Source organism: Streptomyces sp. NBC_00019 (assembly GCF_045041015.1).
Lineage (GTDB): Bacteria > Actinomycetota > Actinomycetes > Streptomycetales > Streptomycetaceae > Streptomyces.
In genome coordinates, this window is sequence record NZ_CP108302.1 from 10438010 (window position 1) to 10461280 (window position 23271).

Sequence of the window (23271 nt, forward strand, 5' to 3'; positions counted from 1 at the left end):
GACGGCCGCCCCCGCACTGAGGCGCTTGAGTCTCTACCCGCCGGAGGGTTCAGGATCTGACGCATGGACGACGAACGCCCCGACGTGCTCACCATTGGCCGGCTCGCGCACCGCACCGGACTTTCGGTGGGCACCCTGCGCTTCTGGTCGGACGAGGGAGCGGTGCCGCCTGTGGGCCGCTCCGCGGGCGGCTACCGGTTGTACGACGCCGAGTCCGTGGCCCGCGTCGAACTGGTTCGCACTCTGCGGGAGTTGGGCCTTGGACTCGACGACGTGTGCCGCGGTCCTGAGCGGCCGCACCACGGTCGCCGAGGTCGCCGACGCGCATGTGGCCGCGCTCGACGCGCAGATCCGCTCCCTCAAGGTGAGCCGGGCCGTCCTGTCCACCGTGGCGAAACGGGGTTCGACCGTTGAGGAGACAGCGCTGATGAACCGGTTGGCGCGGCTTTCCGCCGCCGAACGTGAGCAGATCATCGACGAGTTCAAGGAGGAGGTGTTCGGCGGCCTCGACGACCCGCACCTGCGCGACCGCATGCGTACCATCAGCATCGAATTGCACGACGATCCCACACCCGAGCAGGTCGACGCCTGGATCGAACTGGGCGAATTGGTGCGGGACCACGGGTTCCGCGCCCGGTTGCGCACATGGATGAAGCTCAACACGCCCGTACCGGGGCAGGGTTGTCCCGCCGGGGCATCCATCTGGTGGGCCCGGCAGATCGTGCAGACCGTCGCGGAGGTCAGAAAAGGCGGGACCCCTCCCGAGGGGCCGGCCGCGGCCGAAGTGCTGTCCGAACTGTTCCGTGACACCGATAGGGCCGCCGTACTGCGCAGTCTGGAGGCCGGGATCGAGGCAGGAGCGGAGCACTACCGCAGGCTCGTCGCCCGGGTGCGCGGGCAGAATTCGTCGGCCGACGCGACCGAGGAGCTGGAATGGCTGGCGCGGGCCCTGCGCGCCGCGGATCAGACCTGACATCGAATTCCAGAATCAAGCCATGCCCGGCCCGGACCGGCCCGTAGTGCGTACGCACCAGGACACGTGAGTGCCTGGTCCGGATGCACCAGGGGAGGACGGCGGCGGAGGACGATGCCCGGCAGGGCGCCGGAGAGAAGTGTGGGTGGCGCGTGAATCTCACGCGTTCCCCCTTGCCTTACGGCGTCTGGAGTGATCAAAGGTGGCGACGTTTCTTTACCGGATCGGACGGTGGGCCTTCCGGCAGCGCCGGCTCGTGGGCGGTCTGTGGCTGGGTGTCCTGGTGCTGGCCGTGGTCGGCGCCGCCGTGGCGCCGGCCGGGGAGGAAGAGGACCTCTCCATGCCCGGCACCGAGTCGCAGAAGGCGTTCGACCTGCTGGACGAGCGCTTCCCGCAGAGCAACTCCCAGGGTGCCGAGGCCCGTTTGGTGTTCCAGGCCCCGGACGGGCAGCGGGTGACGGCCAGAGAGCACAAGGCGGCCGTCGAGGACACGCTCGGCTCCCTGGACGGGGGCGATCAGGTCGCGTCGACGACCGACCCGTACGAGACCGGCGCTGTCAGCGAGGACGGCACCATCGCCTATTCCACGGTCACCTACACCGCCGAGGCCGTCGACCTGACCGGGGCGACGAAGAGCGCCTTGGAGAACGCCGCGAGCCAGGTGCGGGACGCGGGGCTGACCGTGGAGATCGGCGGCTCGGCCCTGGACGCGGAAGAGGAACTGGGCGGTACGACCGAGCTCATCGGCGTGGCGGTGGCGGCGGTGGTCCTTGTCCTCGCCCTCGGGTCGCTGGTCGCGGCCGGTTTGTCGCTGCTGACCGCCTTCGTGGGCGTGGCCGTAGCCTTCGGCCTGGTTTCCGCGCTGGCGGTTCCGCTGGGCCTGACGTCCACCGTCGCCATCCTGGCGCTGATGCTGGGGCTGGCGGTCGGTATCGACTACGCCCTCTTCATCACCTCCCGCTTCCGCGACGAGCGCGCCCAGGGCCGCGAGCCGGAGGAGGCCGCGGGCCGGGCGGTGGGCACGGCCGGATCCGCCGTCGTCTTCGCCGGCGCGACCGTCTTCATCGCCCTGGTCGGGCTGGGGGTCGTCGGAATCCCCGAACTCACCAAGATGGGCATGGGCGGTGCGGGCGCCGTGGCCCTTGCCGTACTCGTCGCGCTGACCCTGGTCCCCGCGCTGTTCGGCTTCTTCGGCCGGCGGGTCCTGTCCCGCGCCGTCCGCAAGGCCGGCCGGCCGGAGAACGAGCACCCGCACCGGGTGCCCACCGCGGCCGGCCGGGCCGGGCTCGGCACCCGCTGGGCACGGTTCGTGCTGCGCCGGCCGGCGGCCGTGCTGGTGGCCTCCGTACTCGGTCTCGGGGCCGTCGCCCTGCCGGCGCTGAGCCTCGAACTCGGGCTGCCCGGAGACGAGTCCAAGTCGGTTCAGACCACCCAGCGTCGCGCCTACGACCTGCTGTCGGAGGGCTTCGGCCCCGGCTTCAACGGCCCGTTGACCGTCGTCGTGGACATGCCGGACTCCGCTGACGCCCGGGCCACCACGGACCGGGTCGTCGAGACCGTACGGGGAGTGGACGGGGTCGCGTCGGTCGGTGAGCCCGTTCTCAACCGGACCAAGGACACAGCTGTCCTCACCGCCGTACCGCGGACCGCGCCGAACAGTGGCGAGACCAAGGATCTGGTGCACGCGATCCGGGGCGCGGTCTCCGACGTGGAGGCCGACACCGGCGCCGCCGTGCTGGTGACCGGCACCACCGCGATGAACATCGACATCTCCGAAGCCATGTCCGACGCCCTCATTCCCTATCTGGCCGTGGTCATCGGACTGGCGGTGCTCCTGCTGACGGTGGTCTTCCGCTCGGTGCTGGTCCCGGTCAAGGCCGCGCTCGGCTTCCTGCTGTCGGTGGGTGCCGCCTTCGGCGTGCTCGTCGCGGTCTTCCAGTGGGGCTGGGCGGCAGGTCTGCTCGGCATCGAGCAGACCGGACCGGTCATGTCGCTGATGCCGATTCTCATCATCGGCATCGTCTTCGGCCTCGCCATGGACTACGAGGTCTTCCTCCTCGCCCGGATGCGGGAGGCCTACGCCCATGGCGCGTCCCCCGGCGAGGCGGTCGTCAGCGGGTTCCGGCACAGCGGACGGGTGGTGGCCGCGGCGGCGATCATCATGATCAGCGTGTTCGCCGGATTCGTAGGGATGAGCAGCCCGACCATCCAGACGATGGGCGTCGGGCTGGCCGCCGCCGTCGCCTTCGACGCCTTCGTCGTCCGGATGGCGATCGTGCCCGCGGTCCTGGCACTGCTCGGCCACCGGGCCTGGTGGCTACCTCGTATCCTGAACCGTGTGCTGCCGAATGTGGATATCGAGGGCGAGAAACTGAGCAGGCATGTCCCGGCCCCCGCCACCGACCCGGACGCGGCGGTGCGGCGGCTCCCCGTCGGCCGGCAGCAGCACTGAGCCGACCATGACGCACACGGGGGGCGGTGGCCCGCGATCACGCGTCACGTGGTGGCGGGAGGCAGCGGTCACGGCGGCGGCGTTCGCGCTCTGCCTGCTCGGCGGCGTGGTGCAGGACGACGGCAGCACGCTGTCACCGCCGTCCGCCGCCGCCTACCTCATCGCCGTGGTGTCCTGTGCCGCGTTGCCGGTGCGGCACCGGACGCCCCTGGCCGCCATGGTGGTCACGACCGCTTGCGGGGTGCTGGGGCCCGTACTCGGCCTCCTGCTGAGCCCGCTCATCGTGGCCCCCGCCGTGATCACCGCCTACTCGTACGCGCTCACCGTGCGCAACGAACGGCGCGCGGCGGGCGCGGTGCTGCTCATCTCCGCGGCACTGCTGGTCGCCTCCACCCCCTTGTTCGGGGCCCTCTCGTGGAAAGATGCGAGCAGGGTGGGAGCGGTGGCGGCGTTCCCGCTGGTGGCCGGAGTACTCGGTCACTCGGTACGGAACCGACGGGCCTACCTGGCGGCCGTGGAGGAGCGGGCCCGGCGGGCCGAGGAGAGCCGGGACAGCGAGGCGCGCCAGAGAGTGGCCGAGGAACGGGTGCGCATCGCCCGGGAGTTGCACGACCTCGTAGCGCATCAGATCACCCTGGCCAACGCGCAGGCCACGGTCGCCGCCCACCTCTTCGACACCCGCCCGGAACAGACCCGCACGAGCCTCAGGGAACTCGTCGAGACCACCGGCCACGCGCTCGACGAACTGCGGGCCACGGTAGGTCTGTTGCGTCAGTCCGGGGACGCGGCCACGCCCGCCGAACCGGCGCCCGGCCTGTCCCGGCTTTCCACGCTCCTGGAGTCCTTCCGCCGCGCGGGTCTGGAGGTGACGGTGCACCAGGAGGGCACGGCCAGGCCGCTGCCGCCGGGAGTGGACCTCACCGCCTACCGCATCGTCCAGGAGGCCCTGACCAACGTGACCAAGCACGCCGGTACCGGCAGCGCCCGGGTGCGCCTCGCCTTCGGCCGCGATCGCGTGACCATCACCGTCGCCGACGACGGAGGGGGCGCGCGTACGGCGCCTCCCGCGCCCACGGGGCCGAGGGCGTCCGCCGTAGGGGACCGTCCGCCCGGTTACGGCCTGATCGGGATGCGGGAACGTGCCACCGCGGTCGGAGGACAACTCTCCGCGGGCAGGCGCCCGGAGGGCGGCTTCCTCGTCTCCACCCAGCTGCCCCTGCCGCCCGCCAAGGACACCACACGGGGCGATACGACAGGGAACACTGACGAAGCAACAACCATCGAGGGGCCAATGACTGACGGAACGACAGGCCACGGACGGACCGGCGACGCAGAGACCGGGGACGCGTCGTGACGCTCAAGGTTCTGCTCGCCGACGATCAGGCTCTGCTGCGCGGTGCCTTCCGCATGCTCCTCGACACCGCCGACGACATCACCGTGGTCGGCGAGGCCGGCGACGGCAGGGAGGCGGTGCGACTCACCCGGGAGCTGCACCCGGACGTGGTGATCATGGACATCCGGATGCCTGAGGTGGACGGTCTCACCGCCACATCGGAGATCAGCGCGGACCCGGAACTGCGCGCCAGCCGCATCCTGATCCTCACCACGTACGAAACCGACGAATACGTCGCCCAGGCGCTGCGCGCGGGGGCCGGCGGCTTCATCGGCAAGGGCATCGGGGCCGAGGACCTGGCGGACGCCGTCCGTACGATCGCCGACGGCGACACTCTTCTGTCCCCGGCCGCGACTCGCTCCCTGGTCGCCCGTTTCCTGGCCACACCGGACACGCCCTCGCCGCAGCACGCCGAACAACTCGCCCTGCTCACCCCGCGCGAACGCGAGATGGTGGCCCTGGTCGCGACCGGCCTGTCCAACCAGGAGATCGCCGAGCGGATGTTCCTCAGCCCCTTCACCGTCCGCGCCCACGTGCAGCGCGCCATGACGAAGCTGGAGGCCCGCGACCGGGCCCAACTCGTCGTCATCGCCTACCGGACGGGCCTGGCCCACGCTACCCCCGACGACGGCACCGGTCGTCTGCCGTAGTCCACGGCGGAGGCGCTGGTGAGGGTGCACGGGCTGGGGGCGGGCGGCCTGCGCCTTGTACCGAGCTTCTGCACACTCCGTGCTCCGCGCGGGCGCCGGTCGTCGGCGTGACAGACAGCGGCAGCCGGCATTCCGCACTAGATTCGAACGATGGGCGACATCGCTGGCACTCCCTGGAAGGGTCCCGAGGGCGACCCTGTCCACACCCGGCTCATCACCCTCGCGAAGGACTGGGCGGAAGCCGTCGTCTCCAACGACGCCACCCGGATCGGTGGCTTCATCGGTGTTCTCCTTCGTGGATACCCCGGCGTTTAGGCCGGGGAGGAAACGAAGCTCCTGCGGAGCAGGGCAGGGGAATCCGGTCCGCCGCCAGGGCGGACCGGTGTGCGCCGTCCACCTGCCGACACCCGCTGCCCACACGGAAGTTGATAGAGTGTGAGACGTGACGCGGCAGGTCAAGCGGGCGTTCAAGTACCGCTTTTACCCCACCGGCGTGCAGGCGGCTGAGCTGTCGCGCACGTTCGGCTGTGTCCGCCTCGTCTACAACAAGGCGCTGGAGGAGCGGACTCGGGCCTGGTCCGGCGAGCAGCGCCGCATCTCCTATGTGCAGTCATCGCTCGCGCTGACGCAGTGGAAGAAGACCGAGGAACTGGCCTTCTTGACGGAGGTGTCCTCGGTCCCGGTCCCGCTGCAGCAGGCGCTGCGTCATCTGCAGACGGCGTTCGGGAACTTCTTCGCCAAGCGTGCGAAGTACCCGCGCTACAAGTCCCGCAAGAAGTCGCGGGAGTCGGCCGAGTACACGCGTAGTGCCTTCACATGGCGCGACGGAGCGCTGACTTTGGCGAAGATGACGGAGCCCTTGGACATCCGCTGGTCGCGTCCGCTGCCCGGGGGCGCGGAGCCGACCACGGTGACGGTGTCCCGTGACGCGGCGGGTCGCTGGTTCGTGTCCCTGCTGTGCGAGGACACCATCGCCCCGGCCGCTGCCACCACGGCGGCCGTCGGCCTGGACGCTGGGATCACCTCCCTGGTGACACTGTCCACCGGGGAAAAGGTCGCCAACTCCAAGCATGAGAGGCGTGACCGCGCCCGCCTGGCCCGCGCGCAGCGGGAGTTGTCGCGCAAGGCGAAGGGCTCGGCGAACCGGGAGAAGGCCCGCCGCAAGGTCGCCCGTGTGCATGTGCGGATCGCCGACCGGCGCCGTGACGTCCTGCACAAGCTGTCGACTCGACTCGTCCGTGAGAATCAAACGGTCGTGATCGAGGACCTCACCGTCCGCAACCTGCTGCAGAACGGCACGCTCGCGCGCGCCATCTCCGATGCTTCGTGGACGCAGCTGCGCTTCATGCTGGAGTACAAGTGCGCCTGGTACGGGCGCGAGCTCGTCGTGTTCGACCGCTTCTTCCCCAGCAGCAAGCTGTGCGGGAACTGCGGGACGGTCCGCGGGAAACTGCCGCTGAACGTCCGCGAATGGACGTGCGTCTGCGGCGCGGTGCATGACCGCGACGTGAACGCGGCACGCAACATCCTGGCCGCCGGGCTGGCGGCGTCTGCCTGTGGAGACGGTGTAAGACCTCAACGGGAGTCCTCCCGGACGGGGCGGTCGTCGGTGAAGCAGGAACCCCAGCGGGCGACCGCTGGAATCCCCCGCCTTTAGGCGGGGGAGGAAGTCAAGGCCGATGAGTGGGTCATCGTCTCCGCGTCGGGCGTCTCCGCCAAGGAGCAGTTCCTCTCGCTCGTCGAGCCCGGGGAGTTGACCCACTCGGCGATGGCCAGCGTCAGTCGGCCGAGGATCCGGGTGTACGGCGATACCGCGGTTTTGACGGGGCGGGTGACGAACACGGCCCACTACAAGGGCCGCTTCGACGCCGACGAGTGGACGACCGATGTGTTCGTGAACCGGAACGGCCGCTGGCTGTGCGTGCTGAGTCACATCACGGCGGCAGCCCCGGACTGAGATTCACGAGTTCCTCGTCGATCTCGCGCGATGGACGATCGTGTGTCCGAGCGGGGTCTGTCGAGGTTGGCCGTTCTTCGGTGGGGCCGGGAGGGCTCAGTGCCTGGTTTGCGTTCTGGTAAAGAGTTCAGCGCACTCGCTGGCGAAGGAACAGAGCTGGTCCACGACCTGCCGGTACTCCTGCGGATGCCACACCGTATTCGGCGTGGCATCGGTCCACTGTTGCCACAGGCCGCCGGCGGCAAGGTATGGGGATGCTCGCTCGGTTCCAAGGACGGCATCGAGGTGAAGCAGTGTGCTGAGAGCAAAGGTCCGGTCGTAGGCGAGCTCGGGTTGAGGCAGGTAGCGATCAAGGTATCTGCAGACCAGATCGGCGTCCGCGCTGGTGCCGATGGTGGCAAGAGTGATGCAGTAGGCCCCGCCGTAGGGGCCTCCGCTGGCCAGCAGGAGTTCGCCGATGCGGCTGCGGAACTCGGTCCTGCCGGCTACAGCAATCAGCCAGGAGGCAGTCCTACACTCTCGCCAACCGCCTTCGAGAAGGATGCCGAGCCCAGCGGGAGTGATCTCCCCGGCAGCCTGGACCAGCTCCCTCACGAACAGGTCGCGCTCAGGCCCGCTCAACTGCAGCGAGCTTCCACCCAGCCGCATGTACCGGCGGCCGGGCGTGACGAATCGTCGGACCAGGTCCATGAGCTCGGGGTCCGTGTTGGCATGGCGCATGGCTGCATCTTTGCCCGCCGAGGACCCAGCTGCCAGCGGTTTACCCAGAGCCCCGAGTAGCGATCGCTAGTTCAGAGAAGCAGGCGTGTTCGTGGATGCAGGCGGTGCCGTAGCCCTGGTCGACCCCACTCTGCCGCCCGTGCTGACCTACCCGGTGGCACGCAGCGCCAGCTGGTGGGAGGGGCAGAACGGCGGCCCGTCCAGGGAGCGGCCGTTGGCCAACCTGCTGGGCAGGGGACGGGCGGCCGTCCTGCGAAGGGTGGAGAGCGGCTGCACCACCACAGAACTGGCCCGCCGCATAGGGGTGAGCGCGGCGACCGCCAGCGAGCACGCAAGGATCATGCGCGAGGCGGGCCTGCTCGCGTCGGTTCGAGATCGCAACACGGTAGTGCACTCGCTCACCCCGCTGGGTATCGACCTGCTCGCCGCCAACTCCGGCCACGGCCCGCCAGTCGATGCCGCGCGCTCCTCTCACGGCACGACCGGCGTCCCGCCGGTTCGTGGGCGGCGAGGGCACCAGGTCATCAGGAACTCCTCCCGCCGATAGAGCAGGACCGGCCTCCTGGCCGGGCAATGTTCCGCTGGGGCGCGAAGCTGCGCAGCGGAGCTGGAACCGCTGTTGCCGAAGGGTGCCAGAGCAGGGTGACCACCCGTCGGGCCTCGGCGGCAGCTGATCGACGGTATACGGTTCCCGGTCCGGACCGGAGTTCCGTGGCGGGACATCCCCGTCGAGTACGGGCCGTGGAACCGGGTCTACGACCTTCCGCCGCTGGCAGCGGAACGGAACCTGGCAGCGGCTCCTCACCCGGCTCCAGTCCCTGGCCGCCGCGATGGGCGCGATTGTCTGGGGCCCGAAGGCAGGGTGACCTGCAGAAGGAACCACCGGGCGGCATCCTCACCGAGCCCCACGATCTTGGGCTGGGACGGTCGCGAAATACCCTGGCCGAAACCCGCCCCGAGAAATGGGGCCAGCAGAGCAGGCAGGAGCCGGCGGGCAGAGCCTCGTGCAGGGCGACGGGTTGACGCGGGGGCAGATGAGACCGACCGAGATCCGTCCAGCCGGCACCGTGCACGCCGCCATGGCCGCGTCGATGCGGGGAAACCGTAGGGGCATGAAAGTGATGCCCCCACGGCACCTCGTGCCTCCGACGTTGTTGCTGCTGCTGGCGCTGCCGTTCGCGGGCTTCTGCGGCGGCGGTGGCACTGACGCGTCCCGCGCCGACAACGCACTGCGTGCGGCGGCGTCCGGGGGCGAAGTGCTGATCAGTACCGACAACGGACTGCGGCTGCGCCCAGCCGACGGCGACCACATCAGCGTGGACGACCGGATCGACGGGCACTGGTCCCACCACGGCGACCGCTGGACCCTGGACCTGGACTGCGCCGACCACGACGACCATGGCTGTCCACGGATGCCGTACGTCGAGATTCCCGACGGTGCGAAGGTCACTGTCACCGCCCGCAATGCTGGCGTCGACGTGGTGGACGTCGCTGCCGCGCTGGACGTCACGACCGTCAACGGCGATGTGACGGTGACCCACTCCGGTCAGGAGCACGCCCCGTTGCGGCTGTCCACCCGCAACGGATCGGTGCGCGCGGCATCGCTCGAGGCCGGCCGGCTGCACGCGAGCACCGTCAACGGCGATGTCGTGATGCAGTGCGCTGCTGCACCCGCGAGTGTGAACGCGAGGACCGTCAACGGCTCGGTCGATGTCACCGTCCCCCACGATGCCCCGGCCTACCGCGTCATCATGAGCACCGACAACGGGCGCACCACGACCGATGTCCACGCTCAGGATGCCGACCGAAAACGCCTGATGACCCTGACCACGGTCAACGGTGACGTCACGGCCCGCCGGGACTGAGGTGTGACGAGCTGCCAGCTTCACGTGAAACGCCCTGACGTGGTGTTTTAAAGTGACTGTCGCCCGTTTTCCGCGACTCAGGGACCTGTGAGGGACACGCGAACCATGTCCACCGAAACGTTTGAGTTTCAGGTAGAGGCCCGTCAGCTCCTCCAGCTGATGATTCATTCGGTCTACTCGAACAGGGACGTCTTCTTGCGGGAGCTCGTCTCCAATGCCTCGGACGCGCTCGACAAGCTGCGCCTGGCCGCTCTGCGCGACGACGGTCTCGACGTGGACCTGTCCGACCTGCACATCCAGATCGATGTGGACCCCAAGGCCCGTACGCTCACTGTGCGGGACAACGGCATCGGGATGTCGTACGACGAGGTCGGCACGTTGATCGGCACCATTGCCAACTCCGGCACGGCCGCCCTCCTCAAGGAACTGGAGGACGCCCAGGACGAGGCCGGCGCGGAGGGGCTGATCGGCAGGTTCGGCATCGGGTTCTACGCCGGATTCATGGTGGCCGACGAGATGACTTTGGTGACCCGGCGCCTCGGCGAGAGCAGCGGCACGCGCTGGTCGTCCCGCGGCGAGGGCACCTACTCGCTGGAGAAGGTCGAGGAAGCGCCCCAGGGCACGTCCGTGACCCTCCATCTCAAGCCCGCCGACGCCGAGAACCAGCTGCACGACTACACCTCCACCTGGAAGATCAGGGAGATCGTCAAGCGGTACTCGGACTTCATCACCTGGCCGATCCGCCTCGTCCCCCAGGCCGGTGATGGCGCGGAGACGACCGAGCCGGAGACGCTGAACTCGCGTAAGGCCCTGTGGGCACGCTCTCGCGAGGAGGTCTCGGCGGATGAGTACCACGAGTTGTACAAGCACGTCAGCCGCGACTGGCGTGACCCTCTGGAGACGATCCGGCTCCAGGCCGAGGGCACCTTCGAATACCAGTCGCTGCTGTTCCTCCCGGCCCACGCCCCGCACGACCTGTTCACCCGGGACTTCCGGCGCGGTCTCCAGCTCTACGTCCGACGCGTGCTGATCATGGACGACTGCGAGGCGCTGCTGCCGCCGTACCTGCGCTTCGTCAAGGGCGTCGTCGACGCGCAGGACCTGTCGCTCAACGTCTCCCGGGAGATCCTCCAGCAGGACCGCCACATCAGGATGATCCAGCGACGGCTGACCAAGAAGGTCCTGTCGTCGGTCAAGGAGATGAAGGCCCGCGACCCCGAGAAGTACGCCACGTTCTGGCGTGAGTTCGGCGCCGTACTGAAGGAGGGACTGCTCGGCGACCCGGACAACCGCGACGCCATCCTCGCGGTCGCGTCCTTCGTCAGCACCCATGAGGCACATGAGCCGACGACGCTCCAGCAGTATGTGGAGCGGATGAAGGACGGCCAGGAGCACATCTACTACCTGACCGGCGAGTCCCGGCAGAGCATCGAGAACTCCCCGCACATGGAGGTGTTCAAGGCCCGAGACGTCGAGGTCCTGCTGCTGACCGACCCCGTCGACGAGGTGTGGGTCGACGCCGTGGGCGAGTTCGAGGGCAAGCAACTGCGATCCGTCGCCAAGGGCGAGATCGACCTCGACGTCCAAGGCGGCGAGCAGGAAGACAGCGCAGGGGATGAGCAGGACGAGAGCTACGCCGGCCTGCTGGAGTGGATGAAGGAGCAACTGGGGGAGGAGGTCAAGGACGTCCGGCTGTCGACCCGCCTGACCGTGTCACCGGCGTGTGTCGTCTCCGACGCCCATGACCTCACTCCGGCGCTGGAGAACATGTACCGGGCGATGGGCCAGGAGGTGCCGGTCACCAAGCGGATTCTCGAACTCAACCCCGCTCACGCGCTCGTCCGTGGCCTGCGCCAGGCCCACGCGGAGCAGGAGGACCGGGCGGAGCTCGCCGAGACCGCCCAACTCCTGCACGGACTTGCCGTCCTCGCTGAAGGCGGACAGCCCAACGAGCCCGCGCGGTTCGTGAAGCTGGTGGCGGAACGGCTGGAGCGCACGCTCCGCTGAGCCGGGAGGTCGTCGACGCTGCACGGCGGTTGCATTCCCGGCCGCCGGGGGCGGGGCCGCCGTTGTGGAGGAGCCATGGGGCTCCTCCACATGCCCGATGTTGCCGCGCCGGGTGTCATTCGAGAACCCGCGCGAGGGTTGGAGAACGTCGCGCACTCCGGGGCTCCCGTCACCCTTGCGAAAGACTGTATCGATCGATAAACGGCATCACAGCTCGTCAAGCAACCGCGAATACATGAACATGTCCCGGCGTTCGTGCCCCACCTGTTGCCGTCCACGCAGCACCGAGCGTGACCCGCGCGGAGCAACCTCACGGCTGCTTCGTCAATGACGACAGAGGGTGTCGGGTTTACGGCTGACGATGGACGTATGCGCGAAACCCCAGAAGAACTCGACAAGCTCCAGTTGCTCCTCGACTCCTCCCTCTCTGGGTCGACTGCACACCTCCGCTCGATTGTGGAGGGCCGCACCATCACGGCGGCGCAGCTCACCGGGGTCCTCACCGGCATGTGCACGCTCGCCCTCTCCACGGTGACCGCAAAGGGTGAACCGCGGATCAGCGGCGCCGACGGGCACTTCCTGCACGGCCGGTGGCACTTCGGCACGGCGCGCAACGCCGCCAAGGCCCGTCATCTCGCGGCCCGTCCGGCCGCCAGCGTCGCGCACATGCGCGGCGAGGACCTCGGCGTGTTCACCCACGGCACGGTGGAGGAGCTGAACCCTGAGGACGCCGAGACCATGGCAGACTGGCCAGAACTCCTCGCCTACTTGAAGGACTTCTACGGCGACGACGCCTTCGACTGGAACCGTGAGGTCGTCTACTACCGGCTGAACCCGCACTGGATGACCGTCTACGCCCCCGACCTCGACAAGCTCACCGGCACGTGACGCCGGGCCCGTGAGCGAACGAGATCAGTTGAGAACATCGGTTCGCGGCGGTCTCAAACCATCTGGCACCGCAGCAGGTCAGGGGCTCGTCACCTGACAGGCTCACAAGGAGAGGACACGTCAGGCGGTCACCCCTTGGGGTGGTTGAGGGGTAGCGCGAACCGTCCGGGATCAGTGTGCTGGCACCGTGGCCCGCTCGACTACTGTTCGCCGGCTTTGAATCCTCGGTACACAGCATCGTGGCCCAGCCGCTCCTGCTGCCGTACACGCCGCTTCATGACGATTGCGGGGAGACCGAGCGCCAGCAGCACCGGGATCGCGGCGGCGATCCCGAACCAGAGGAAGAGCGCGAGATAGCCGTAGGCGGCGTTGTCCACGTCCGCGTCTGCCTTCACCAGGAAGACGATGCTGGCTACGAACGCGACCGCCATGAGAGCCGCGACGGTGATCGCGAGCCAGAGCAGGACGCCGGCCCAACGCCGATACCCGGCACTGACCTCATGGAACCGTGGCGGCCCGTACCCGCCGGGCGGACCGGGCAAGGGACTTGGCGCCGGGCGTTGGGCTGGCCACTGCTCAGACATGAGGCCCCGTTCTGCGGTGCGCGGCCCCGGAACACCAACTTCCGCCGCCACAGCACGCACCGCGCGGGAGCGTCGTCCCCCGGGTCACTTCTTCACCGAGTCCCATGCGCCGGCGTTGAAGCTGCGCAGGAGGGCGATCAGCGCGGCCCCGAGCCGCCAGTCCACACCGGGTGCGTGTACGTGCAGTTTGTCGCCCTTGGACCTGAACTCCAGCGGGACCTGCCCGTTCGCGCGCCACCGGATGCGCCGGGGTGCGCGTGCGAAACCGCCCTCGTTGCCAGGGACGCTGTCGAAGACGCTCATCACGAGGACCACCGTCATCAGGGGCAGCAAGAGCCACCACATCCACCACCATACGATCCTCCCCTTGAAGCCGACCGCTTCAAAGCCGCCGGGCTGGTGCACGGTCCAGCGGGTGCGCAGGCCCCTGCCGCGGAGCGCCTTCTCGCGCATGAGCGTGCCGATGACCTCGCCGTGCGCGCCGAGCACCTGAAACCTCGCGACGCCGCCGCCAGCCGACAGGGTCACCACGGTGGCCACCCGCTCCCGGCGTTGATCGTCGGCCCACAGGGCGAAGGAACGGGCCCCGCCGCCCCGGGCCGCACGGTACGCGGACGTGCCTCCCGGCGGCAGTTCGCGCTCCACGTACACGGCCGACGGCGCCGGACCCGACCCGTCGGAGAAGCTGACCATGCCCGCCACCTTCTCCTGACCCTGGCCGTCGACTCGTCTCGGCCCGCCGTACATGGTCAGTACGTTGCTGCTCATCCGACCTGCTCCACGTAGTAGTCGCCTGCCCAGGCCAGCCCAGTCTGTCGACGCGTTCTTGGCTATGACTGGGAAACTGAACGTCGAAGAGAAGCGGCCGCACCGTTGAGGATGCGGCCGCTTCTGTTCTCCCTCGCCACAGCGGGTATGCAGCATCGGCTTTCAGTTGGTTGAACTGCGTGGCCTGCATTTATCGTGTACATGACCTTACGGATCTTGGGTGGAAGATTTAAAGCCGAGTGCACCGACACACCCGCCCCCACCTGCGTTCTGCTGTCAGCCCCGTACGGCGGGCACAGTAGCCCGGCTCGGTCGCTGAGTGTGCCGGTCGTTTGACCCACAAGGAACGGCCGCCGCGCACACCGGAATACGGGCAAGGCGGCGGTCGAGACCACCTCGGGGCCTTCCCCGTGATCGTGGTACTAGCCACCCTGGTCCTCGACCCGCCGACGAACACCATCGTCCCTAAAGAGCTCTATCTGGCCACGACCGCCGAACTGGGCCGACGATTCGCCCGGATCTACACCACCCTCGGAACCGAGGACCCTCTCTACCGGCGCTTCTGCCTCTATCGCGAACGGGACTTCCGCGGAAGCCACATCGGTTGAGAACAGCGGCCTCCCGTGATCTCATCTGGCACCCCAGCAGGTCAGAGACTCGCCACCTGACAGGCTCACTGCGACAGGACAGGACAGGACAGGACAGGACAGGTCACAGGACCGGCGATCCGTCCTGATCAGCATGGACTGTCGAGGATCCGACACGAGCGTGAGACTCCAGCGTCCGACACTTCGTGAGACTGCAGGAGAACTCGCAGGTCAGGAAGGCCGCCTCCAACACGAGCGGAGAGAACCTAAACACGTTGTGGGATCGCACGATCCGTGCCGTTATCTCACGGTCAACGCCGTACAGATGCCACACATCGTGGTGAGACTGCCAAGGTCTCGCTTCTGGAATTTGCACCGCGCTGATCATTCCGTCGGCAGGTACATGGCCGCGCACCAGCGCCGCGCCCCATCCGCGCCAGCTGCGTCGCCTCTGCCGCTCTCGGTTTCCGCCCAGCGACTCTTCAGGTTCTTCCAGACGGACGATCAAACCCCGACTACCCTTTGTGCTCCGGCAGGTGAAGGTGGGGGAGAATATCGTGATCGTCGAGATCGGCCTGAACGGCGACGAAGCAGCCTACGAGCTGCGGCAGTTGGAGAAGTGGCTGCGCGATGATGACGAACTCAGAGGGGCTACGATCTCCGGCCGGAACGCGCCCACGGAAAGCGGGGACATGGGACCGGTCCTCGAGGCACTGCAGGTGCTCATGGAGCCGCAAGGAGTCCTGACCGCGCTTGCCGCGTCCATCGGCACCTGGGCCGGAGTTCGGCGCCGCAGCGTCCGTATCCGCGTGCGCAGCGGCGAGAAGGAGGTTGAGATCGACGCCTCGCGACTGCGTGACCCAGACGACATCGCCAGCCGCATCCTGCGCGAGCTTGAAGGCAAGCCCGAGGCATGACCCGGCTACCGAACGGGGCCGCCCGTGCCGTACTAATCGGCACCGCCACCTACCGAATGTTAGAAAAAATCCCCCACTCGTACAACAACATCCGCGGGCTTGCAGGGGTGCTCACCGATCCTGAGCTCAGCAGTTTCACCTCCGAGCACGTGAGGTTGGTCGATGACCCGGCGACGCCAGCAGACATCATGCAGCCACTCAAACAGGCAGCTGAAGATGCCGAGGACATCCTGCTGGTCTACTACAGCGGTCATGGCCAGCTGTCCGGGGAGAACAGTGAACTCCACCTGACTCTCACCGGTAGCGAACCCGAGGCACCGTGGTCCAGCCTGCCGTTCTCCTACGTTGCTGACATCATCAAGCAATCTGGAGCCTCCACCAAAGTCGTTGTACTCGACTGCTGCTACAGCGGCCGCGCACACAGCGACCTCATGTCGGACCCATCGCAGCTGGTCAAGGACCAGCTCGCCGTCGAAGGTCTGTACTGCCTGACGTCAGCACCGAAACACCGGCGCTCGAAAGCCCCGGACGGAGACACCTACAGCGCGTTCACCGACTACCTCCTGGACACCCTCAAGAGCGGGATCCCAACGGCTGGCCCACTGCTACGCATGACCGACATCTACGGCGACGTACGCAAGCGGATGCGCGCAACCAAGTTCCCGCTCCCAGAGCAGTGCAATAAGAAGGAGGCAGGCGACTTTTCCCTTACACGCAACCGCGCCTACGGAGCGTCCCTAGCCGAACCTGCCGTACCCGAGCTCGACTTCAGCCGATCACGTGCCGTCGTCATCGGCTGCGCCACCTACGACGACGACAGACTCACCCAACTCCCCTCCAGCCGAAACGACGCCCTAGCGATCCGCCGAACACTCCTCGACGCAACAATCTTCGGATTCGCCCCCGAGCACTGCACCCTCGTCCTCGATCCCGCCACGCCGGCCGACTTGTTCGGGCCCGTAGGGGACGCTGCCGAAGACGCCGAAGACCTGCTCCTCGTCTACTACTCAGGCCACAGCGCCATCTCACACAATGGCGATCTGGCTCTCCTGACACAGGGAAGCCGGACAGACCGACTCTCCTACACTGCGGCACCCGCTTCGGTCCTCGCAGGAATCCTCGGTGAGTCGAGAGCACGTGAACACGTCGTCATCGCTGACGCGTGCTACGGCGGCCGTCTGACCGATGCCTTCTCCACTGCGATGGCCGACGTCTACACCCTCTGCTCGGCAGGCCGAACCACACAGGCGTACGTAGTAGGCGACCACGGCGCCTTCACTGCCAAACTACTCAAGACGCTGCAAGCTGGCATCCCCGGAGCCGCGGGACACCTCAACCTGATCGATGTCTTCTCGGCCATGCAGGACAGCGACGGCAGTGAGCCTGGCCCGTTCCTCTCCCTGAGCGGAACCAATAAGCTCCGCTGTCTGCTTCGCAATAGTTCAGACGAGATCAACACATCCGCACAGCACAGCTGCCTGATGACGGCATAGCCCGGGAGTGTCTGACTTGATGAACCTACTCGCGCCCCGGGTGAAACCCTAAGAAGACGTTGTCTTTCCGAGCTTGAGGACTTCAATTCCGCTGGTCAGGCATAGGGGAGGCGGTTCCGTTGCAGTGGTGACCTGTTGTGTCGTCGCTCTGGTGGAGGTCAGGGATGCCGTCGGTCGTGGGACTGCTGGAACAGCGCGAATGCGCCGCTCGCCGTCGTGTGGATGAACTGCGAGAGGAGGCCGATCGGATCCAGGCCGAGTTGGCCGTGGCCGAGCGGGATTGGAACGAGTGGGTCATTGCTTGCTCGCGTGTCGCCGAGGTCCTGGCCCCAGACGAGGGTGACGTCGCCGGTCCTGATGTCGCCGTGGATCTGTCGGATGGCGGTGAACAGCCGGTGCCTGCCGGGGCTTCGGAATCAGCGAAGTCGAAGTCGGTAGTGCCGATGTGGCGTGCGGGGCTGGCCTGGTCGGCGCTGTCGGTGGACTACCAACGCATCCTGCGAGTCCTTGCCGACCGCCACCGACTTGGTCAAGGTCCGCTTTCCTGCCAGGAGATGGCCGTCTGCTTCGGCCTGGAGGTGGTGCCGGCAAAGGTGGAGGCGTTGCGGTCGAAGGCGAAGCGGATGGTGGCCCGGGGGTGGCTGGTCGAGCCGGTGCCGGGTAGGTTCTCGCTCTCGCAGGGCGTGGCCGGACAAGGCGAGGGATTGTGAACGGCCACCGTCAGACCCGCAGGGTCTCTCCCTGGGGGTCGTAGCAGACGAGTCCGTGCTCGCGTGCCAGGGCAGCCGCATATTCGGAGACTTCCTCCGCCCTGCTGTAGGACATGAGCAGATAGACGATCGGGCCCGAGGCCTCGCCCATGACGGGCGGTGACGCCCACGGGCTGCCGGCGACATCATCTGGATACCGCTCGACGAGTGCCTCGACGTAGGCCTCAATGCGCGGCGACAGCTCGGCGATCTCGTCGTCAGAATCGAGGTAGCGCTCGTAAAGCTCGTCGAAGACAGCGCCGGCTTCGTCGCCGCACGGCAGCTCTCCGTCCCACACGGCCAGGTCGTAGCTCATGGGCGAATGATCTCAGGTGCCAACCTGGCTTGGGCCAACAGCCCAGCGGCGGACCGGTTCACCCTCGCGAGGGGCGTGGCCGGGCAAGGCGGCGGGTCATGAGCAGGGTCATCGACCAGTGGATCATCGCCTCGGCGCTGCTGGTGCGGCGCTCGAAGTCGCGCGCCAGGCGGCGGGTGCGCATCAGGTGGGCGAAGAACCGCTCGACGATCCACCGCTTGGGCAGGACCACAAAGCCGCGCATGTCGTCACTGCGTTTGACGACCGCGATGACCAGAGCGAACGCGGTGAGGCAGTGCCCGATCAGGCTGCCGGTGTAGCCGCCGTCGGCCCAGACCAACTCCAACCGATGGTGCGCGTCGACAACCCGCGCGAGCAGGGTCTGTGCGGCGGCGCGGTCGCCGGAGTCCGCGGGGGTGACCTGCACGGCGAGTAGCAGGCCGTGGGTGTCGACGACGGCGTGGCGCTTGCGGCCGTTGATCAGTTTGCCGCCGTCGAAGCCACGGCTGTCGGCGCCGACGACGGCGTCCGCCTTGACCGACTCGGAATCGATCACGCCCGCGCTCGGCTCCGGATCCCGGCCCGCCTTTTCACGGGCCCTGCCGCGCAGCCGGTCGTGGAACTCGGTGACCAGGTCCTGGTCGCGCCAGCGGCGGAAGAAGGCGTAGACCCGATCCCACGGCGGGAAGTCGGACGGCATCGCCCGCCATTTGGTTCCGTTGTCGACCAGATAACGCACCGCGTCCAACATCACCCGATGGCAGTACGCCTCCGGCTGACCGCCGCGTCCCTGCATCCAGCCCGGCACCGGCAGCAGCGGACGGACCACGGCCCACTCCGCGTCCGTCATGTCAGTGGGATAGCGCCGCTCGCGCGTGCCGTTGTCCGCGGCGTTCCCGAACCGGTGCGCGAGGCAGTCGCACGACGGGGTGACCCGAACTGGACCCGACTGGCCCGAGGGCGTACAAATGCGACAACAGGGCCTCCTGGACAGCTTGTTGGCGTAGACACCCATCCAGCTACCGAGGGGCCCTGTTCTCCATGCCCGGCACTCGCCGCGATCACCTGAACGAGACTCCCGTTCGACCAACACTGTTCAAGATCGGAATGACAACAGTCACTGACCGTTGTCCTTGGGGACCTTGCTGCAGTCGAGGCGGCCGCGGGCCGGCTGGAAGAGGCGTGCGGGTATGCGCTCCGGGCTCTCGATCAGCTGGAGCGGACCTGGTACGCGACGGGCATGGATCGGGTTCGGGAGGTGCGGCGCACGCTAGCGCCGCACCAGCACGAACGATGTGTACGGGATCTCGACGACCGGTTGTACGGCTGGTCGACGACCGTCAGTGCGTTGAGCCGTTGAAGTTCTTGATCAGATCGGACAGCTCGGAGAGGCTCTCGACGCGGAACGTCGGGAGCTTTTCGGCTTCCTCGGTCCGCCACTGAATCGTCGCCCACGGACCTCGGTGGATTAGGGCGGTGTGCATCCCTGCGGCCACTGCTGGCCGCAAGTCGTTGTCGACACGGTCGCCCACGTACAGAACCTCGTCGTTGCTGAAGGGGACGACCTTGGCCACACGCCGAAAGAACTCGAGGTCCGGCTTGCTAGCACCCCAGTCGTCCGAGGTGCCGATCAGATCGACGTCTGGCGAGAACAACTCCCGCAGGAGCTGGCCGGCCCGGATGGTCTGGTTACCCGCGATGCCCAGCCACAAGCCGTCCACGCGCAGTTGCGCCAACGCGGGGCGAACTGCGTCGTACAGGTCGTCCTCGCCGAACGTCTCCGGTTGCCCAGCGGCTGCCCGCTGCTCACGTTCCTCGTACAGGTCGAAGCCGGACCGAAACTCCTGGAACACCTCACGGTAGTCGCGCCCCTGCGCGGTGACCGCGCCGAACATCGCGTGGAAGGTGTGCCGGGGCACGTCGAGCCAGTCAGCCCATGCCCCGTACTCCCGGGTCTCGTCCACCAGGCACTCACCGACGTCGAACACCACTGCACGAATCATGACGGCAGGGCAGCGGGGCAGCGCAAAAGGTCCCTTCGGGTGGCTGGGGGCGACGGTGCGACTGTGACCTCTCCCGGCACCGATCCCAGTTGTATCGATGCGCAGAGTCACGTTGCGTGCCCGCGGACCCGCTCCGCGTACTCCGCCCCACGGGGGGTCCATTTCGTCGGTTGCCGCAGGGACGCAGAACAGGCTATCGCCGCCGCGTTCGACGAGGCAGAAGCCCGTGACCCGCAGCACCGCCGGTGCTGGGTGGTCCTGGTCGACGGCGCTGAGTTCCAGCTAGAGTTGATCCATGCGGAGGTAGCCCGACGAGGCGTCACCATCCATGTCGTCCTCGACATCGTCCACGTGATCGAGGAGTTGTGGGCGGCCTCGCGGTGTTTCCACACCGCCACCGATCCCGCCGCCGAAACCTGGGTCGGGGCCAAGGCCGCCCGGATCCTGGCCGGCGACGCCCTTGGTGCCGTCACCGGCATCCGCACCCAAGCCGACCGGCTGGGCCTGTCCACAGATCAACGGGCCAGCGGACCGGGCCTGCCGCTACCTGGAGAACGACGCCGCCTATCTTCACTACGACCAGGCACTCGCGGCCGGATGGCCGATCGCCAGCGGCATCGTCGAAGGCGCCGCACGTCATCTGGTGGCTGACCGGCTCGATATCACCGGCAGCAGGTGGACCGTCCCTGGGGCCGAAGCCGTCTTTACCCTCCGGGCCCTCATCAGCAACGGCGACTTCCCGCAGTACTGGATCTTCCACACCCACAGAGAACGCGAACGCCTCTACCCTCGCCCCGACCAGCACAACCAGCAACTCCTGGCTTGACCGGCGGACTCACTCCAGAAGAGCCGCACCCAAACCAGTTTCCGGCCCGTGTGATGGCCACTTGGGTGTCACGAACGATGTGGCAGCCTCCGATGAGCAGTGGCCAAAGCGTGGCGTCCAGCAGGCGCTGGGCTCGGATGAGTTCGCGGGTGCTGGCGCGTACATCTTCCAGGAAGTGCAGCTGGCTACCCCGGGTTTGATCATGCGAGGTGCTTCGCGTTTCTCCAAGAGCGGTATTTCTGGCTCCGGGGCGGGGCGGAAAGTCTGATCACGGGCGTCCTGGTGGAACGGGTAATTGATCAGGTAAGAGGGCCTGGGTGGAGCGCCCCGGCGGAGCCGCCCGCCGGGGGCGGGATCAGTTCGTGTCGAGCATCTTCCGCATTTGGGTGATCTCCGCTGTCTGGGCGGTGATGATGTCGTCGGCGAGATCCTTGGCGGGGCTGTAGGCGCCCTGCTGCTTCTCGGTCTCGGCCATCTCGACGGCGCCTTCATGGTGCTCGATCATCATGGTCAGGAACATGGTGTCGAATGCCTTGCCGGAGGCATCTCGCATGTCGTCCATCTGCTGGTTGCTCATCATGCCGGGCATGGACGAGGCATCACCGTGATCCATGCCGTCCATTCCGTCCATGCCTTGGGGGACCTTCTCGTCCCAGGCCCTCAGCCAGGTGGACATGGTCTCGATCTCCGGGTCCTGCGCCTTTTTGATCTGTGAGGCGAGGGCCTTGACGTTGCTGGAGGAGGCCCGGGTCTCGGCCATGTTGGCCATGGTGATGGCCTGGCGGTGGTGCGGGATCATGCCCTGGGCGAAGGTGACGTCGGCCTGGTTGTGCTCGCCTGCCGGGACGGAGGCGGACGTGGTGGTGCCGGGAGAGGTGTCGGCGGTGCCGGTGTCGCCGTTGCCGCCGCAGGCGGCCAGGACGAGCGCGGCGGCCGCTGCCGTGGCGGCCAGGGCGGTACGGCGGGTCAGGGAAGCGTTCGCGTTCATGGTGGGGGCTCCTGGGGTCGGAAGGGGATGAGGGCATACCTGGACGCGGCGACCGGCCCGTGTATGAGGGCGGCGTGCCGCAGGGCGTTTTCCTATATCCGCAGGAGTTGGAGTTCGGCGAGCGAGGGCGGAGCGCGTCCGCCTGCGGTCTGATACAGCACGGGGGTGAGGGGCTGTGCTGCCGTGGCGACACCGCTGGGTACTGAGGCGGCCAGGGCCGGGATCACGGCGGGGCCGGGGATCGCCCCCGAGGCGCACATCTGGTCCGCGTGGCTTGCGTGCCGATCTGCGTTGCCGCAGTCATCGGTGTGGCACGCGTACGTCTGATCGGCCTCAGCCACCGCCATAGGGCGGGCGGCATGCGACCCGGTGTGTCCGGAGGGGACCGGGTCCGCGGACGCCAGGCCGTGCATGCCCACAAGCGAGACCAGCACCGTGAGCACCAGCAGCGCCCGCAGCCCCAGCGTCGACTGCGGCCACGAAGACGACGTCGGCGTGCTCGGACTCACAGCGTCATCGTAGGCGCGGCCGGGGCCAGGTGCGCGGCGTTGCAGCCGTGGTCTCAGCGCACGGTGAGGGTGCCCTTCATGTTCGGGTGGATGGTGCAGACGTAGGAGTAGCTGCCGGCCTTGGACGGAGCGGTGAAGGTGACTGTTGCGCCGCCTGTGATGTTGCCCGTGTCGAACGTCGTCTTGTCCCCGGTGGCGGTCACGGTGTGCGCGGCCGAGTCACGGTTCACGACGGTGATCTTCGCACCGGGGCGTACGTGAAGATCCGCCGGGCTGAAGGTGAAGTTCTCGATCACGACGCGCGCCGTGCCGGTGCCGTCACTGATTGCGGCGGATGAGGGGCTGGTGGCGGGGGCGGTGCCGTTGCCGCCATTTGAGCAGCTGGCCAGGGCGAGCAGGGCGAACACACCTGCCACGGCGCGAGCGGCACGGCCCCGGTGCGGATGGGTGGGTGACATGTGGGGCGGCCTTTCAGGCGAGGGCTGTGGGGTCAGAGCGCGGCCGTCGGGCCGCCATCGCACTCAGGCTCGCCGCCCAAGGCGGCGCTCGCCATGGCAGTACCGCCGTCCGCATCGCCTGTTCGCCTGAACGCTGGCGTGGGGCCCGGCGCAACACGGGCGCGGGTG

Annotated in this window: 24 protein-coding genes and 3 pseudogenes; 18 read left to right on the forward strand and 9 right to left on the reverse strand. The window is 67.8% G+C overall.

Annotated elements, in window-relative coordinates:
• The first annotated feature begins 63 nt into the window (after nt 1-63).
• The 7 genes and pseudogenes from OHU89_RS48370 to OHU89_RS48400 all read left to right on the forward strand — a co-directional run.
• A pseudogene (locus tag OHU89_RS48370) lies at nt 64-973 on the forward strand (MerR family transcriptional regulator).
• A gap of 202 nt (nt 974-1175) precedes the next feature.
• Nucleotides 1176-3425, forward strand: coding sequence for an MMPL family transporter (locus tag OHU89_RS48375; RefSeq protein WP_405652747.1), 2250 nt, complete (start codon nt 1176-1178; stop codon nt 3423-3425).
• 7 nt (nt 3426-3432) lie between these two features.
• Nucleotides 3433-4779 carry a sensor histidine kinase gene (locus OHU89_RS48380; protein ID WP_405652748.1) on the forward strand — a complete coding sequence of 449 codons (1347 nt, stop codon included), beginning with the start codon at nt 3433-3435 and terminating at the stop codon, nt 4777-4779.
• Nucleotides 4776-5468, forward strand: coding sequence for a response regulator (locus OHU89_RS48385; RefSeq protein ID WP_405652750.1), 693 nt, complete (start codon nt 4776-4778; stop codon nt 5466-5468). Before OHU89_RS48380 ends, OHU89_RS48385 begins: the two co-directional genes overlap by 4 nt.
• 150 nt (nt 5469-5618) lie before the next feature.
• The gene (locus tag OHU89_RS48390; protein ID WP_405652752.1) at nt 5619-5783 is read left to right on the forward strand and encodes a hypothetical protein; all 165 of its coding nucleotides are present in this window, start codon (nt 5619-5621) and stop codon (nt 5781-5783) included.
• Nucleotides 5784-5910: 127 nt separating this feature from the next.
• Complete coding sequence (locus tag OHU89_RS48395) at nt 5911-7125, forward strand: RNA-guided endonuclease InsQ/TnpB family protein (protein ID WP_405652755.1); 1215 nt, start codon at nt 5911-5913, stop codon at nt 7123-7125.
• Nucleotides 7126-7143: 18 nt separating this feature from the next.
• Nucleotides 7144-7425: pseudogene (locus OHU89_RS48400) on the forward strand (nuclear transport factor 2 family protein); the annotation flags it as partial.
• Nucleotides 7426-7521: 96 nt separating this feature from the next.
• Here OHU89_RS48400 and OHU89_RS48405 read toward each other — a convergent pair.
• A complete protein-coding gene (locus OHU89_RS48405; RefSeq protein ID WP_405652757.1) occupies nt 7522-8145 on the reverse strand; it encodes a DUF6000 family protein in 624 nt (207 codons plus the stop codon).
• An 85-nt stretch (nt 8146-8230) separates the two neighbouring features.
• Between OHU89_RS48405 and OHU89_RS48410 the strand changes: the two genes are divergently transcribed.
• The 5 genes from OHU89_RS48410 to OHU89_RS48430 all read left to right on the forward strand — a co-directional run bounded on the left by OHU89_RS48410 (nt 8231) and on the right by OHU89_RS48430 (nt 12905).
• A complete protein-coding gene (locus tag OHU89_RS48410; RefSeq protein ID WP_405652759.1) occupies nt 8231-8692 on the forward strand; it encodes an ArsR/SmtB family transcription factor in 462 nt (153 codons plus the stop codon).
• Between the two features lie 135 nt (nt 8693-8827).
• On the forward strand, nt 8828-9253 hold the full coding sequence (locus OHU89_RS48415) for a hypothetical protein (RefSeq protein ID WP_405655003.1): 426 nt from the start codon (nt 8828-8830) through the stop codon (nt 9251-9253).
• Nucleotides 9254-9257: 4 nt separating this feature from the next.
• Nucleotides 9258-10010: a DUF4097 family beta strand repeat-containing protein gene (locus OHU89_RS48420; RefSeq protein ID WP_405652761.1), complete on the forward strand. Its 753-nt coding sequence runs from the start codon at nt 9258-9260 to the stop codon at nt 10008-10010.
• A gap of 105 nt (nt 10011-10115) precedes the next feature.
• The gene (gene htpG, locus OHU89_RS48425) at nt 10116-12017 is read left to right on the forward strand and encodes a molecular chaperone HtpG (protein WP_405652763.1); all 1902 of its coding nucleotides are present in this window, start codon (nt 10116-10118) and stop codon (nt 12015-12017) included.
• A gap of 369 nt (nt 12018-12386) precedes the next feature.
• Nucleotides 12387-12905 carry a pyridoxamine 5'-phosphate oxidase family protein gene (locus tag OHU89_RS48430; RefSeq protein ID WP_405652765.1) on the forward strand — a complete coding sequence of 173 codons (519 nt, stop codon included), beginning with the start codon at nt 12387-12389 and terminating at the stop codon, nt 12903-12905.
• Between the two features lie 200 nt (nt 12906-13105).
• On the opposite strand, the gene OHU89_RS48435 is transcribed toward OHU89_RS48430, so the two are convergent.
• Together OHU89_RS48435 and OHU89_RS48440 are read right to left on the reverse strand one after the other, a co-directional pair.
• Entirely contained in the window at nt 13106-13336 is a 231-nt protein-coding gene (locus OHU89_RS48435; protein WP_267013482.1) for a hypothetical protein, read from the reverse strand.
• Between the two features lie 237 nt (nt 13337-13573).
• On the reverse strand, nt 13574-14257 hold the full coding sequence (locus OHU89_RS48440; protein ID WP_405652768.1) for a hypothetical protein: 684 nt from the start codon (nt 14255-14257) through the stop codon (nt 13574-13576).
• Between the two features lie 410 nt (nt 14258-14667).
• On the opposite strand from OHU89_RS48440, the gene OHU89_RS48445 reads away from it, so the two are divergent.
• The 4 genes from OHU89_RS48445 (at nt 14668) to OHU89_RS48460 (ending at nt 17964) form a co-directional block, all read left to right on the forward strand.
• Nucleotides 14668-14865 carry a hypothetical protein gene (locus OHU89_RS48445; protein ID WP_405652770.1) on the forward strand — a complete coding sequence of 66 codons (198 nt, stop codon included), beginning with the start codon at nt 14668-14670 and terminating at the stop codon, nt 14863-14865.
• Between the two features lie 536 nt (nt 14866-15401).
• Nucleotides 15402-15761 (forward strand): hypothetical protein, encoded by a 360-nt coding sequence (locus OHU89_RS48450; protein ID WP_405652772.1) that lies wholly within the window; start codon nt 15402-15404, stop codon nt 15759-15761.
• Entirely contained in the window at nt 15758-17254 is a 1497-nt protein-coding gene (locus OHU89_RS48455) for a caspase domain-containing protein (protein WP_405652774.1), read from the forward strand. The genes OHU89_RS48450 and OHU89_RS48455 overlap by 4 nt, the downstream gene beginning before the upstream one ends.
• A 164-nt stretch (nt 17255-17418) precedes the next feature.
• Nucleotides 17419-17964: a hypothetical protein gene (locus tag OHU89_RS48460; RefSeq protein WP_405652776.1), complete on the forward strand. Its 546-nt coding sequence runs from the start codon at nt 17419-17421 to the stop codon at nt 17962-17964.
• Nucleotides 17965-17974: 10 nt separating this feature from the next.
• On the opposite strand, the gene OHU89_RS48465 is transcribed toward OHU89_RS48460, so the two are convergent.
• Nucleotides 17975-18319 (reverse strand): hypothetical protein, encoded by a 345-nt coding sequence (locus OHU89_RS48465; RefSeq protein ID WP_405652778.1) that lies wholly within the window; start codon nt 18317-18319, stop codon nt 17975-17977.
• 58 nt (nt 18320-18377) lie between these two features.
• Nucleotides 18378-19169, reverse strand: coding sequence for an IS5 family transposase (locus tag OHU89_RS48470; RefSeq protein WP_405652780.1), 792 nt, complete (start codon nt 19167-19169; stop codon nt 18378-18380).
• 273 nt (nt 19170-19442) lie between these two features.
• Here OHU89_RS48470 and OHU89_RS48475 point away from each other — a divergent pair.
• Nucleotides 19443-19679 (forward strand): annotated as a pseudogene (locus OHU89_RS48475) (transcriptional regulator); the annotation flags it as partial.
• Here OHU89_RS48475 and OHU89_RS48480 read toward each other — a convergent pair.
• A complete protein-coding gene (locus tag OHU89_RS48480) occupies nt 19660-20322 on the reverse strand; it encodes an HAD family hydrolase (RefSeq protein WP_405652782.1) in 663 nt (220 codons plus the stop codon). The pseudogene OHU89_RS48475 and the gene OHU89_RS48480 overlap by 20 nt on opposite strands.
• Nucleotides 20323-20782: 460 nt before the next feature.
• On the opposite strand from OHU89_RS48480, the gene OHU89_RS48485 reads away from it, so the two are divergent.
• Nucleotides 20783-21148: a hypothetical protein gene (locus OHU89_RS48485; RefSeq protein WP_405652784.1), complete on the forward strand. Its 366-nt coding sequence runs from the start codon at nt 20783-20785 to the stop codon at nt 21146-21148.
• Nucleotides 21149-21503: 355 nt separating this feature from the next.
• Here the strand turns inward: OHU89_RS48485 and OHU89_RS48490 are convergent, their stop codons facing one another.
• From OHU89_RS48490 to OHU89_RS48500, 3 genes are all read right to left on the reverse strand, one after another.
• Nucleotides 21504-22136 carry a DUF305 domain-containing protein gene (locus OHU89_RS48490; RefSeq protein ID WP_405652786.1) on the reverse strand — a complete coding sequence of 211 codons (633 nt, stop codon included), beginning with the start codon at nt 22134-22136 and terminating at the stop codon, nt 21504-21506.
• A 92-nt stretch (nt 22137-22228) separates the two neighbouring features.
• Entirely contained in the window at nt 22229-22645 is a 417-nt protein-coding gene (locus OHU89_RS48495; protein ID WP_405652789.1) for a DUF6153 family protein, read from the reverse strand.
• 53 nt (nt 22646-22698) lie between these two features.
• Nucleotides 22699-23103, reverse strand: coding sequence for a cupredoxin domain-containing protein (locus OHU89_RS48500; protein WP_405652791.1), 405 nt, complete (start codon nt 23101-23103; stop codon nt 22699-22701).
• Nucleotides 23104-23271: the final 168 nt, after the last annotated feature.

What these genes read in the sequence shown, in the direction of transcription:
- OHU89_RS48405 (WP_405652757.1), bottom strand. Translation starts at nt 8,145, where the DNA reads ATGCGCCATGCCAACACGGACCCCGAGCTCATGGACCTGGTCCGACGA.
- OHU89_RS48440 (WP_405652768.1), bottom strand. Translation starts at nt 14,257, where the DNA reads ATGAGCAGCAACGTACTGACCATGTACGGCGGGCCGAGACGAGTCGAC.
- OHU89_RS48460 (WP_405652776.1), top strand. Translation starts at nt 17,419, where the DNA reads ATGCCGTCGGTCGTGGGACTGCTGGAACAGCGCGAATGCGCCGCTCGC.
- OHU89_RS48500 (WP_405652791.1), bottom strand. Translation starts at nt 23,103, where the DNA reads ATGTCACCCACCCATCCGCACCGGGGCCGTGCCGCTCGCGCCGTGGCA.
- OHU89_RS48455 (WP_405652774.1), top strand. Translation starts at nt 15,758, where the DNA reads ATGACCCGGCTACCGAACGGGGCCGCCCGTGCCGTACTAATCGGCACC.
- OHU89_RS48480 (WP_405652782.1), bottom strand. Translation starts at nt 20,322, where the DNA reads ATGATTCGTGCAGTGGTGTTCGACGTCGGTGAGTGCCTGGTGGACGAG.
- OHU89_RS48390 (WP_405652752.1), top strand. Translation starts at nt 5,619, where the DNA reads ATGGGCGACATCGCTGGCACTCCCTGGAAGGGTCCCGAGGGCGACCCT.
- htpG (WP_405652763.1), top strand. Translation starts at nt 10,116, where the DNA reads ATGTCCACCGAAACGTTTGAGTTTCAGGTAGAGGCCCGTCAGCTCCTC.
- OHU89_RS48380 (WP_405652748.1), top strand. Translation starts at nt 3,433, where the DNA reads ATGACGCACACGGGGGGCGGTGGCCCGCGATCACGCGTCACGTGGTGG.
- OHU89_RS48490 (WP_405652786.1), bottom strand. Translation starts at nt 22,136, where the DNA reads ATGAACGCGAACGCTTCCCTGACCCGCCGTACCGCCCTGGCCGCCACG.
- OHU89_RS48420 (WP_405652761.1), top strand. Translation starts at nt 9,258, where the DNA reads ATGAAAGTGATGCCCCCACGGCACCTCGTGCCTCCGACGTTGTTGCTG.
- OHU89_RS48470 (WP_405652780.1), bottom strand. Translation starts at nt 19,169, where the DNA reads ATGACGGACGCGGAGTGGGCCGTGGTCCGTCCGCTGCTGCCGGTGCCG.
- OHU89_RS48465 (WP_405652778.1), bottom strand. Translation starts at nt 18,319, where the DNA reads ATGAGCTACGACCTGGCCGTGTGGGACGGAGAGCTGCCGTGCGGCGAC.
- OHU89_RS48430 (WP_405652765.1), top strand. Translation starts at nt 12,387, where the DNA reads ATGCGCGAAACCCCAGAAGAACTCGACAAGCTCCAGTTGCTCCTCGAC.
- OHU89_RS48435 (WP_267013482.1), bottom strand. Translation starts at nt 13,336, where the DNA reads ATGGCGGTCGCGTTCGTAGCCAGCATCGTCTTCCTGGTGAAGGCAGAC.